Annotated in this window: 14 protein-coding genes; 3 read left to right on the top strand and 11 right to left on the bottom strand. The window is 52.8% G+C overall.

What is annotated here, in order from left to right; genetic code table 11:
* Positions 1-61: 61 nt before the first annotated feature.
* The 11 genes from LI015_RS14910 to LI015_RS14960 all read right to left on the bottom strand — a co-directional run bounded on the left by LI015_RS14910 (position 62) and on the right by LI015_RS14960 (position 8,946).
* Positions 62-1,030 (bottom strand): MOSC domain-containing protein, encoded by a 969-nt coding sequence (locus LI015_RS14910; RefSeq protein ID WP_002565228.1) that lies wholly within the window; start codon positions 1,028-1,030, stop codon positions 62-64.
* Between the two features lie 5 nt (positions 1,031-1,035).
* On the bottom strand, positions 1,036-2,103 hold the full coding sequence (gene moaA, locus LI015_RS14915) for a GTP 3',8-cyclase MoaA (protein WP_002572228.1): 1,068 nt from the start codon (positions 2,101-2,103) through the stop codon (positions 1,036-1,038).
* A complete protein-coding gene (gene moaC, locus LI015_RS14920; RefSeq protein WP_002565230.1) occupies positions 2,100-2,594 on the bottom strand; it encodes a cyclic pyranopterin monophosphate synthase MoaC in 495 nt (164 codons plus the stop codon). The genes moaA and moaC overlap by 4 nt, the downstream gene beginning before the upstream one ends.
* 39 nt (positions 2,595-2,633) lie before the next feature.
* A complete protein-coding gene (locus LI015_RS14925) occupies positions 2,634-3,692 on the bottom strand; it encodes a molybdopterin-binding protein (RefSeq protein ID WP_002565231.1) in 1,059 nt (352 codons plus the stop codon).
* A 184-nt stretch (positions 3,693-3,876) separates the two neighbouring features.
* A complete protein-coding gene (locus tag LI015_RS14930; RefSeq protein ID WP_227125523.1) occupies positions 3,877-4,527 on the bottom strand; it encodes a nucleotidyltransferase family protein in 651 nt (216 codons plus the stop codon).
* 46 nt (positions 4,528-4,573) lie between these two features.
* Positions 4,574-4,984, bottom strand: coding sequence for a PaaI family thioesterase (locus LI015_RS14935; protein ID WP_002565233.1), 411 nt, complete (start codon positions 4,982-4,984; stop codon positions 4,574-4,576).
* Between the two features lie 18 nt (positions 4,985-5,002).
* Complete coding sequence (locus tag LI015_RS14940; RefSeq protein ID WP_227125525.1) at positions 5,003-5,263, bottom strand: hypothetical protein; 261 nt, start codon at positions 5,261-5,263, stop codon at positions 5,003-5,005.
* A gap of 115 nt (positions 5,264-5,378) precedes the next feature.
* Positions 5,379-6,047: a TetR/AcrR family transcriptional regulator gene (locus LI015_RS14945; RefSeq protein ID WP_002572222.1), complete on the bottom strand. Its 669-nt coding sequence runs from the start codon at positions 6,045-6,047 to the stop codon at positions 5,379-5,381.
* Positions 6,048-6,067: 20 nt separating this feature from the next.
* Complete coding sequence (locus tag LI015_RS14950; protein WP_227125527.1) at positions 6,068-7,240, bottom strand: histidine phosphatase family protein; 1,173 nt, start codon at positions 7,238-7,240, stop codon at positions 6,068-6,070.
* A 202-nt stretch (positions 7,241-7,442) separates the two neighbouring features.
* Positions 7,443-8,063, bottom strand: coding sequence for a nucleotidyltransferase family protein (locus LI015_RS14955; RefSeq protein WP_054354412.1), 621 nt, complete (start codon positions 8,061-8,063; stop codon positions 7,443-7,445).
* A gap of 169 nt (positions 8,064-8,232) precedes the next feature.
* Positions 8,233-8,946: a Crp/Fnr family transcriptional regulator gene (locus LI015_RS14960; protein WP_002565243.1), complete on the bottom strand. Its 714-nt coding sequence runs from the start codon at positions 8,944-8,946 to the stop codon at positions 8,233-8,235.
* Positions 8,947-9,179: 233 nt separating this feature from the next.
* On the opposite strand from LI015_RS14960, the gene LI015_RS14965 reads away from it, so the two are divergent.
* The 3 genes from LI015_RS14965 to LI015_RS14975 all read left to right on the top strand — a co-directional run bounded on the left by LI015_RS14965 (position 9,180) and on the right by LI015_RS14975 (position 12,014).
* On the top strand, positions 9,180-10,067 hold the full coding sequence (locus tag LI015_RS14965; protein WP_002565244.1) for a TylF/MycF/NovP-related O-methyltransferase: 888 nt from the start codon (positions 9,180-9,182) through the stop codon (positions 10,065-10,067).
* Between the two features lie 112 nt (positions 10,068-10,179).
* Positions 10,180-11,067, top strand: coding sequence for a TylF/MycF family methyltransferase (locus LI015_RS14970; RefSeq protein ID WP_227125529.1), 888 nt, complete (start codon positions 10,180-10,182; stop codon positions 11,065-11,067).
* 416 nt (positions 11,068-11,483) lie between these two features.
* Positions 11,484-12,014 carry a hypothetical protein gene (locus LI015_RS14975; protein WP_002575454.1) on the top strand — a complete coding sequence of 177 codons (531 nt, stop codon included), beginning with the start codon at positions 11,484-11,486 and terminating at the stop codon, positions 12,012-12,014.
* Positions 12,015-12,080: the final 66 nt, after the last annotated feature.

The following is a 12,080-nucleotide window of genomic DNA, read 5'->3' on the forward strand; positions in this document are numbered from 1 at the left end:
CAGGCGCGCAACTGGCATAGGTAGCGGGTGCTATATTCACTGATAATTACGCAGCGCCGTGTTATCTTCTGGCACATTCCGAGGCGCTTCCCCTGAGTATCTTAAGGCCATGGTCAAGGCTTCCCAGAATGAAGCCAAGACTCTCCTTAACCGCTTTGGGGCTTCCCGGCAGGTTCACAATCAGGGTCGTTCCCCGGATAACAGACACGCCTCTGCTGAGCATGGCCCGGTCCGTCACCTCCATGGACTTCATGCGGATGAATTCAGCGATTCCGGGCGCATTGCGCTCAGCCACAGCCATGGTGGCCTCCGGCGTCTGATCCCTGAGGGAAAATCCCGTTCCTCCGCTGGTCAGCACCAGGTCCACCTGGCGGCTGTCGGCCAGACGTATAAGCTGGGTCTTTAACTGGCCCGGCTCATCCGGCAGGAGCAGAAGCTCCACCACCTCATACCCGGCTGCCTCCAGCATCTCCTTGGCAGCAGGACCGCTCTCGTCCTTCCGCTCTCCCCTGGCGCCCTTGTCGCTGAGGGTAATGACGGCAGCTGTAAAAGGCCGTTCCTCTGCAGGCGGCTCCACCCGCATCACATCCCCGGGGCGGATAATTCCCTCACGGATGACTCTGGCAAACACGCCTTCCTTCGGCATGATGCACTCGCCCATGCGCTTGTAGATAGCGCAGTGGCTGTGGCATTCCTTTCCTATCTGGGTCATCTCCAGCTGCACATCCCCCGCGTATAGTCTGGTACCCACGGGAAGGCTTCTGAAATCAATGCCCTCCACCACCAGGTTCTCGCCAAAGGCCCCGTCTATGACATTGGCTCCGCGCTCGTTGAACGCCATCACCTTATCATAGGAGAGAAGGCTTACCTGACGGTGCCAGTGGCCTGCGTGGGCATCTCCCTCAATACCGAAATCCACCAGGAAATGCCCCTCTTCTATGGCCCTCTTCTCAATTCCCCGTTTATCACTGATACAGATGGCCTTCACCACTCCGGTGGGACAGACACCCTGTTTTATCTGCTCTGACATATACCTTATCCTCCAATAGCAATCATGTTGTGTGCTTCTGTTATCTGACCCGGACGCTCGAAGCAGTGGGCCGCGGGTTTGCATAATACAGCCTGTTCCATGGCCTTCCTCAGTTCCCTCTGAAGCCCCTCGTCAGACGGGCAGCCCGCATAGGGCCAGCGGTAATGCCCCTCCTCCTCAGGCCGTTCCTGTCCTTTTCTCAGTATCCGCCTCAGATCCACTCCGTCCTCATAGCACAGACAGGGTTTCAGATACCCCTGGGACGTAAGGCGCACCCGGTTGCAGTCGCTGCAGAATTTTCCGTGGATCGCGCTGATCAGTCCGATACTGCCCTTAAATCCCGGTATCCGGTAGTAGACAGCCGGTCCGAAGCCATGGACCCTGTCATCCTCCTCCATATCGGGGTATGCCCTCATCATCTCCTCCAGCAGCTCCTGGTGGTTGATGGTCTTAAAATTCTTTCCGTAGCCAATGGGCATCATCTCAATAAACCGCACATCCACCGGATATTCCCTTGCCAGCTCCACCATCTGCCGCCAGCCATCCTGTCCGGCTTCCCGCTGTTCCTCGTCCATCTGGCTGAAATCAATGGACACCGCATTGATTTTTACGGATACAGGCATGGCGCAGGCCCGCCTGACGGCTTCCATCACAGTGCCCAGGGCGTCGGTTCCCGTTATCCTCTGGTACAGGTCCCTGTCCAGGGTGTCAAGGCTTATATTGATGCCGTCTATCCCGGCCTCCGCCAAATCATCCAGATACCGCTCCAGCAGCACGCCGTTGGTGGTTATGGTTACCTTCTCAATGCCCGGCGTGCTCTTAAGCTGCTTCACCAGCTGGCAGCAGTCCCTGCGCACCAGTGGTTCGCCCCCCGTCACCTTGATATGGCGTATGCCCAGGCCGGCAGCACAGATTCCCACGGCCTGGATCTCCTCCAGAGACAGGATATCCCATCTGGGCACGCACTCCACCCCATAGGGCATGCAGTACTTACAGCGCAGGTTGCACCTGTCCGTAATGGATATCCTCATATAGTCAATGGTTCTTCCCAATGCATCCTTCATATTGCTCATCCCCTGTTCCGGGCACATCTGGGGTTATGGAATTCCCCGCTCTTGCCTCCGCTTTTATGTTCCAGGTAAATGTCTCCGATCTCCATGGACTTATCCACGGCCTTGCACATGTCGTAAACTGTCAGCAGCGCCACGGACACCCCGGTCAGCGCCTCCATCTCCACCCCGGTTTTTCCCGTGGTCCTGGCCGTGCAGACCGCCTCAATCTCATTGCTCTCTTTTTTTATGGTGAAATCCACGGTGAGCTTCGTAAGATTCAGTATATGGCACAGAGGAATCAGGTCCGAGGTCCTTTTGGCCCCCATAATGCCTGCCACTCTGGCAACCCCCAGCACATCTCCCTTTGCCATGGTTCCCCGGGCCACCTTCTCCAGGCACTCAGGGCTCATAAAAATACTGCCTCTGGCCACTGCCTCCCGCTTTGTCTCAGCCTTATCCCCTACATCTACCATCAGGGCATTGCCCTGGTCGTCAAAATGTGTAAATTCCATGTCTGTTTCCTTTCCAACGGTTTCCTTTTCAACGGTTTGTTACATCCCTTTGCCGAACCCGCAGTTGGGGAAGGTACATTCCGGACAGTTAAGGCAAAGCCCGCCCTGGCCCAATGCGGCCAGATCATCTGCCGTCACCTGGTCATCCGCCATGATTCTGGGCAGAACCAGGTCAAATATAGTACGCCTGGCATACATGACGCAGCCCGGAAGTCCCATGATGGCAACCGTACGGGGATTTTCCCCATCTTTAACCTGGTAATAGGCCAGCAGGAACATGGCTCCCGGCAGCACCGGCGCGCCGTAGGATACGATGTCTGCCCCGGTGTTGCGGATGGCAAGCGGCGTCTTGTCGTCCGGGTCCACACTCATGCCTCCCGTACAGACAACCACGTCCGCGCCCTTTTGTATCATATCCAGGATGCTGGCCGTCACCTTGGTATCATCATCGTTCCATGTCACATGGTCAATAACCTCTGTGTCAAACTCTGAAAGCTTTCCCCGGATCACAGGGGTGAAGGTATCCTTGATACGGCCGTAAAACACCTCGTTTCCCGTTGTAACGATACCCACCTTTTTATGTAAAAATGGTTTCAGCTCCAGGATGGGACATCCCCCTGTGGCCTCTGCGGCCGCCTTTTTTGCTGCCTCCATCTTTTCTTCCTCAATCACAAGAGGGATAATCCTGGTCCCTGCCAGCTTGTCCCCCTTCTTCACTGCAAAATTGCCGTGACGGGTGGCTATCATCATCTGTCCGAATCCGTTTACCGCCTTAAGCCCCCGGTTATCCACCTTTAAAAGGCCGTCACATGCTGCCGTCAGCTCAATCTTTCCTTCCTTTGCCTGGGAACGCTCCATATGCTGCCCTTTGCACATGTCGCAGAGAATCTCTGCCGCATCATTCTCATGAAGCATTCCGTCTTCCTTCTCCCACACATAAAGCTGGTCCTTTCCCACACTTAAGAGGACCGGGATGTCTTCCTTCGTGACCACATGGCCCTTGCGGAATACCGCATCCTTTGTCACTCCCTTAATAATCTGGGTGATATCATGGCACAGTACGGTGCCTTCCGCATCCACTGTCTGAATCAGTTTCATTCTATTTAACCTCCGCCCGTTATTTATATTTTCAAATAACGCATTACATATAGAATAGCACCAGCGTTCGATTTTGTAAAGATACATACACTACAAATGGAAATTAATATATGTTTTTATCAGTTTATAAGAGAAAATGGCCGGGTGTTCCATCTGCGCGGCACACCTGACCATTTCCACACCCCTATGAGGTCATTCCTATTGAGATACGGAAATGTATCATTTTAGGACCTTGTTTCTGTATCTGGCTGTAATCATTCCAGTATCTGAGATTCATGTAATCCTGAGGTGTATCCGCGTCCAGGTATATTCCCGGATCCTCCACCTCCGGTTCTGTAATCGGCACTCCCAGGTGCTCCATGGCCCCCTTAAGCCCTCCTGTGCCCTTATAGGCGCAGATATCCGGTACCAGCCGGGAATCCACCCGGACAGGATGGCCCGGACGGCCGCCGCAGACCGGGCGCACCAGAGCGCCCGGACATTCCATCACCTGCTTAAAGGTGTCCTGCTCTATCAGCGGGACGTCCGCAGGCGTAATGAGAATCCGGCTGCACAGGCCGGCGGCCCTGGATATCCCCAGTTTCACCGAGTCAAACATCTGGCTGGAGGCATAATTTTCATTGCGGACAAACATGATATCCAGAGGCCACAGATAATCCATCAGCTGGTCCGCTTTATATCCCGCCACGATGATGACCGGAGATGCCCCTGCTGTCTTAAGATTTTCAATGGCCCTTACAATAATGGTGCTGTCTCCCAGCTCCAGAAGGGGTTTGAATTCATGCATCCTGGAGGACAAACCTGCCGCCAGTATCACTGCTCCGGTCCTTTCCATAATATACCTCCTGCTTTTGTCACGGCGGTGTTTCCCGGGACTTTGGCTAAACCTCCTGTCCCGGCGCCTTCACTATGACCATGACGCCCTTTGCCCGGGCAGCCACAGCGCCTTCCCGCTTAATGGTGCCCTGGGCCCGGATGGAACGTCCCGTTCCAAACTCCGTCACCTGCGCCTCACACTCAATCCGTTCCCCCACATGAACCGGAGCCTTGTAATCCAGTTCCAGATGGGCTGTCACCACATCCAGGTCCGTATAGTAGAGGGCGTGTGCCATAAGGTCATCCATAATGGAAGCCATGATGCCCCCGTGGAGCATGCCTTCATATCCCACATACGGCTTTTCCACGGTCCACAAAGCCCTGGCCCAGCCTTCTCCCTCTGTAATGTCCAGGTGCAGCCCTATGGGGTTCAGGCTTCCGCAGACAAAGCAGTTATCTGATTCCATCCTTCTCATACACGTTTCCTCATTTCCCTAAAAATGGTCTCCCAGGCGTCCCCAGGTCTCTGAGAACAGGCCGGCATCCATGAGGGCCGGTCCCCCCTCAGGTATGATTGGCTTAAAGCCCATGTGGTCCAATATCTGTGTCTGTATATCAATGCCCGGAGCCACCTCGGCCAGCACCATGCCCTGGGCTGTCCTCTTAATCACGCACCGCTCCGTGATGAATGTAACCCGGTTTCCCTTTGCCAGGCACTGCTGCGCGTTAAAGGAAAGCTGTGCGCAGGATTCCACGAACTTGTTATTTATTCGTATATTTTTACAGATTCAAACGACAAATAACCCTTTGGATTTGTGCAACTTGCACTCCAAAGGGTTATTCTCATTTGTGTATATCGTCTAAATACGATTATAGGGCCGGATGAGGCGGAAACAGCTCAGGCTTCATCAGCCGCTGGACAATAGCCAGACAATTTCCCTTTATCTCCTCCCGTATCCATAGGGGCACAGACTCCCCCTCCAGCGGTTTTGGAATCAGATCCTCTATGAATCCCCGGTGTTCCCCAAAGGATATGATGGAGCCGTTGATATGTCTGCTGGCTATAATGGCCTGGGACTGGGAAACAGGGGCCACGGTCTGAATCAGCTCAGCCATCACCCGTTCCTGCCGGTCAAAGGCAGCGGCTGACAAAGGCCTCATATCCCCGGGTCCATTGTTCTCCCAGTATATCAGGGCAAGGGTGGTCTTATACTGGGGGGCAAAGGCCACCTCAATCTGAAGATCTATGAGCTTTTCAAGGAATTCATATGCCTTCTGCGGAGTCATTGCATCCTGTTTAAAGGTCCCCTCAATCTCCATATACGAGGCCGCATAATATCCCTTTACCTTTTCCAGCATATATTCCAGGCAGGCTACGTACAGCCTCTCCTTGTTGGAATAATGAAAGGCAATGGCTGACAGGTTCACCTCTGCCTCCGAAGCAATCATTCTGGTGGATGTGGCTGCATATCCGTACTGCGAGAAAAGCTTAATGCCGGCTTTTATCAGCTTTGTCTTAGTTGAATTATTTCCTTCCATGTGACTTCATCTCCTTATGCTCAGCCGGCAGCCCATTCCCGTATCCGCGCCTTCCTGTCCACAGATGCCTGGGGACTGGTGCCGAAGGCATCTGCCGCCTCCAGGCTTCCCATGGCCGATTCCAGACAATGCCTGACTGCCTGAGCCTGATTATATTGAAGTCTATGGTTCTCCCTGGCCTGGGGGGTGGTGCACTTGGGCGCGCTCTGACGGAAACGCTCATCAATATCCACCATTCTGTCCTCAAGCGTCATCTTATCCGCCAGAAACAAAAGGGTTCTCTCCGTCAGCCCTGACTCTTCCCCGCCTTCCAGCCTGTGATGGCACTGAATGATTCCTGCCATCACCGGGTATCCCTCCATCCGCAGGATTCTGGCTCCTGCCCTTGCGTGGTCCGGCTTCAGACGCGCGATATCGTGAAGCAGCCCGGCTGTCCTCAAAAGCTCAGGGTCTATGTCATACCCCAGACGTTTAAGCCTTACAGCCCACTTGTGTGCCAGTCTCGCCACTGCTGCCTCATGAAGCCGTATATGCTCAGGGACGCTATAGCGGTCCGACAGCCTGCGGCAGATGCCGTGGTCAGGATAGAGAAGGGGCTTTACACCGGTCTGCTCATAGAATCCTCTGAACCCGCCGTCATCGTCTGCCAGAATCCGGCTGATTCCTCCATACGGCTGGGGAACTTCCAGTACGCGGTTGATATCCCACCCGAGAATACCGCACATCAGCCCCCGGCTCACACCGCAGTGGGTCACCACCGCCACATCCCCCCGGGTATTCCCAAGAATGCGGTTCAGGGCATCCTGAAGCCGCTCTGCGCCCCGGGCAAAGGATTCCCCTCCCGGAGGCGGGACCGTGCCGATGGAACGTCCCCTCTCTTCATAGAGCTGCGGGTACCGGCTGCGGATTTCAGTGAATTCCATGTTCTCCCATTCACCTGCATCCAGCTCCACCAGGCCCTCTTCCACATGCACCCTCTGCTGCTCTCCTGCAATATACTCCGCGGTTTCCATACACCTGGACAGAGGACTGGAATAAACAGCTTCCACACAGCGGCTCTTAAACCAGGAAGCCAGTTCCATGCTCTCCTTCCTCCCTCTGATACTCAGTGCGAGATTCGTATGTCCAAGACATCTGCTCACATGCCCGGTCCGTTCCGGTTCCCCGTGCCTTATAAGGTATATCGTCCTCATATGCCACCTCATTTCGATGCATCGCCGATACTAAATAGGTCGTCCGACCTAGTTCTGTGTTTCCAGTGTAGCACAGATGCATTTAAATTACAATATAAGGCAGCCAGAAAGGCCATATTCTTCAATTATCGTTATTTAATCTCATAAACAACGTTGACTTGAGTATATCACATATGGCGGATGGCTGTAAATATAAAGCGCCTCAATGCATCTTACATTTTCTTTGACTTGATTCCTGCCTGCAGACCCACCTGAGCAGTTCCCTGTACTCTTCCCTGGTGTCCACATCCAGGTAAATACTCTCATTTCCGGCCTCCAGGTCCTCTACCGGCACGCCTGAGGCTTCAATGGCCCCCTTAAGTCCCTGGTCCCCGGCATAGGTGCAGATGCGTCTGGCAATCTCCCCTTCCATGCATATGGGATGCCCCGGTTCGCCGTCATGGACCGTCCGCACAATCTGCCCGGGAGCTTCCATCACCTGCTTAATGATATCATCCGTTATGGCGGGAAGGTCCATGGGCATGACCAGGATCCGCTCACACCCTTCCAGTGCCGCCTGTATACCCAGCTTTACGGAATCAAACATCTGTGTATGGCGGTATCTGGTGTTTCTGACAAAACAGGCGCCTGCGCCCTTTAAATGAGCCTCCAGTTCTTCCGCCCTGTAACCGGTAACCACGATCACGGGGTCTGCCCCCAGCCGCCTGAGCATGGACGTGACGTGAAATGCTATGGTAGTGTCCCCAAACGGCAGCAGAGGTTTGAAATCCCCCATGCGCGAGGACAGTCCTGCTGCTGCCAGGACAGCTCCTGTTTTCTTCATGCTTCCCGCCCCTTTCCTGTAAAAGACCGTCTTAAAAGGCTGCCTTACAGGTATTATATCCGGCCGGAGTGCGGGATTCCAGTAGTGCAGGATACACCCTGTACATGTGCAACAAAGAAAAACACGGAAGCAGATTTTACTCCGGTTCCGTGTTTTTCTTTCATTATTCCTACTGGCACATCCTCTCCTGGTGCCGTTTCAGTTTCTCCAGGCTGCGGATGCAGTAATATCCGTTAATCTGTTCTATCAGCGCCATCTCCTTTAAATCCTTGATGGCCCTGACCGCCGTTACCCGGTTAATTCCCAGCAGATTTGACAAGAGCTGCTGGCTTATCTTTTCTTTGATAAGTATTTTCCCGTCATAGGGAACCCCGTAGTGCTCTGCAAATATAAGCAGCAGATCGCAAATCTTCCAGCCGGCGTTGTGGAAATTGGTATGGCGCACCTGCTCCATGGCTGACAGGAATTTGGTGGAGAGGGACTCCATAATATCCATGGAGAGCTGCGGGTCATGGGCAATGCCCTTTAACAGCATCTCCTTGGTGATACACACTAATTCAGACGGCTGCACGGTCTTGAAATTCACAGCTGATTCCTGGTCAAAGAGAAGGTTTCCTTCCAACAAAACAGAATTGCTCTCATTGAAATTATAAATACGCTCCTCGCCCGTAACCGTTGTCTCAAACGCAGCCACACGCCCGGTCTTGACTATGTAGCAGTAGTTGGGCTTTGTACCTGCCTGCACCAGCATATGGTTCTTTGGAAATACCTTTCTCTGTCCCAGCTTTTCCAGACGCGATATTCCCCTGGGCAGATATAGAAGACGTGATACAAAATTAGCATGCGGCATCTGTACTGCGGTATTACACTCCTGACCTACCATATAACCACCCTCTCTTTTATGGATTTTCACCATATGAATCCCCAAAAACGCCTGTTTCCTTCAACAAAATTATAACACTGTTAGTATTTTAACAACTAGTAGCCTATGCTACATTATATCAAATTTTCACATGTGATGTAAGTGTCATATATATTGCAGCAGTAACTTTCCACAGATAATCATTTCGTGATACAATGAATCACGTAATTAAATCATAGGAGGATTGGAATTATATGGAAACTGTCATCATACTGGGAGCTGGCCAGTTTGGCCGCGGAGCTGCCAGACTGCTGAATCAGGAAAACATGGCCCTTCTGGCGTTTGGGGATAATAACCCTGCCCTGCACCAGCTGACCGAATCAGAGCGGACAGAGAAAGGATTTCCAGCCAATGTCCCGGTTTTGCCGGTAGATGAAGCCCTTTCACTGAAACCTGATTATATCATTACCGGAGTGACGGACCCGCTGCGTTCCGGCCAGCTTAAGGATCAGGCCCTGGAATTGGGATACGAAGGCAGATTTCTGATGCTGAGCCAGCTTTACCGGTATTTTGACATACGAAACGCCACCCTGAAACGGCTGGCTGAGCGGATTCATGGACAGGGCCTGCAGGAAAGCATAGCAGAACTGGGCGTTTTTAAGGGCGACACGGCCTGGAAGCTCAATGCCCTGTTTCCGCAGCAAAGGCTTTATTTATTCGATACATTTCAGGGATTTGACCCACGGGATATAAAAGAAGAAAAAAGTAAGGGATGTTCCTTTGCCAGGGAAGGTGAATTCTCTGACACCAGCGAGCAGGCCGTGCTGGGGCGGCTCCCCTTTCCGGGACAGGCCGTCATACGCAGGGGATATTTTCCGGATACAGCGGCAGGACTGGAACAGGAGCGCTTTTGTCTGGTAAGCCTGGATGCCGACCTGTACGCCCCCATTCTGTCCGGTCTTATATTTTTCTACCCCCGCCTTGTCCCCGGAGGCATGATTCTGCTCCACGATTACAACAATGAGCGGTTCCGCGGAGCCAGACAGGCTGTGGAGGAATTTGAAAAACAATACGGCCGCCTGTGTCTCGTTCCCTTATGCGACCTTCATGGAAGCGCGGTGATTGTAAAGCCTTGTGATTAGCAGGCAACAATTGTAATCTGACATCACATGTGACCTGGGCTACTTGTGTCTGTTAAATTTATGACCTACAATATCTGCAGACAGTATGATAGGGTGATAAGGGGGAGAATCCATGAAGACAGTTGTTATTCTGAGCACCGACAATCTTGGTATGACTGTGGCAGATATGCTGAATCCGCGTGAAATGAAACTGGTCGGTATGGGAGATACCAGGCAGGAAACCTGGAATGTATTTTCAGACCTGGAAAAAGGGGAACTGAAGGAAGAAATAGAGGGAATGCCAATCATGCCGGCAGATCTGGCAGTGGCCCTTCAGCCGGATGTCCTGGTCATCGCGGCCACGGATTCCGAAAAAAGCCATGCCCTGGAATACATGGCCATCCGCGCAGGATTTCTGAACGACATTGTTTTCATCCGGGACCTGCATGAGCAGTTCTCCATCCGATGCAGCGTGCTGCGGCGTCTGTGCCGGAGGCTCACCGGGCTGGGGGTGGAGGGAAATGTGGCAGAGCTGGGCTGTTACCGGGGCGACACCTCCTGGCAGCTCAACGTGCTGATGCCGGACCGGAAACTGTATCTCTTTGACACCTTTGAGGGGTTCGATGAACGGGATGTTGACATGGAACGAAAGCTGGGATGCTCCGACGCTCAGACGGGCCTGTATTCCGGGACAGACAAGGAAAAGCTGATGGAGCGGATGCCCCTGCCCGGACAGGTTGTTATCCGGAAGGACTGGTTTCCCGAAACCGCCTTTGACATTGAAGATGAAACATTTTGTCTGGTCTGCATGGACGCCTGCCTGTACCAGCCCACCCTGGCCGGCCTGGAATTTTTCTTTCCCCGCATGGGAAGAGGAGGCGTCATCCTCTTAAGCGGATGCAGCGGCACCCGGTACAGAGGCGTTGCAAAAGCAGTGGAGGACCTGGAAACCAGATACGGCGCTCTTCTTATGCTTCCGGTGGGCGACTTAGACGGCACAGTGATGATTGTACATCCGTAGGATGGGAAATCATAGAATAAAAATCAACTTATGGATTCCGGACATATGGAATCCGGAAACGGCAGCAGCTGCAGGCAAAAAAGCCCAATCCTTTACGTTCTTCCTATAGCGTGCTTTAAAATTGCTTTACATGGCACGTTCCGGCTTTCACCTGGCGGTTTTGAGGATGGAAAAGAGCGCATAACTGCCCGCCGCCAAAAAACGCATGCATCTGTATTGGGGAATACGCAGGCAGCGTACAGACAAGGAGGGATGGAAAAGGCAATTTTTTCGGGGCTGTAACCAAGCAGCCGGTACAGCGCTGTCGGCCTGTGCAGCCGCACGCCGGTTGTCCAACCCTGGTTGTAAAGAAATTGAATGGCGAATCTCCCAGGATACGCCATGCTTTGTATTAAAGACCAGAAAGGGCGTATTTTATGAACTTTTACAAAAATCATTTTGGTATGATTATATCTTCTGTTGTGGCTATCTGTATCTCCCTGATTATGGCCACATCGGCAATCTTTGTTGACAAACTCACGTTCACGCTGCCCCTGCTCATCAAGAACTGGGGCACGGCTTTCCTGGTGATATCATTGACCGGAATGGCCTTTCCTCTGACGGACTGGTCCTTTGCCCTTGGCAGGAAAATGGGACTCAGGCCCGAAACCCTGCCCCATGTACTTGTGGAAAACTTTGTGGCCACCCTGTTTTTTAACACCACGGCCACCATTGTCCTCACAGCAGTCAATGTCTTTCACAACCCGGAAATTGAGGCTGCCGTGGCAGCCGGTTTTCTGCCAAATACTCTGACCGCATTTGTGCAGGGCGTGCTTCACGACTGGCCCATCATGTTTATCATCAGCTATGTATTCGCATTTTTCGTGACAAAGGCAGCCATCAGGATTGCAAAGCAGGCTGTGGGTGAACTTAAATCCCCTCATTCACCCCAGAATCAGTTTCAATAAGGAATAACAGCCAAAAAGGACATCCCGCATCGTGACTGGTCCATGCGCGGATGCCCTTTTTCCTTT

Origin of the sequence: Enterocloster sp. 210928-DFI.2.20 (genome assembly GCF_020554465.1) — a bacterium.
In the GTDB taxonomy this organism is placed as follows: domain Bacteria; phylum Bacillota; class Clostridia; order Lachnospirales; family Lachnospiraceae; genus Enterocloster; species Enterocloster bolteae.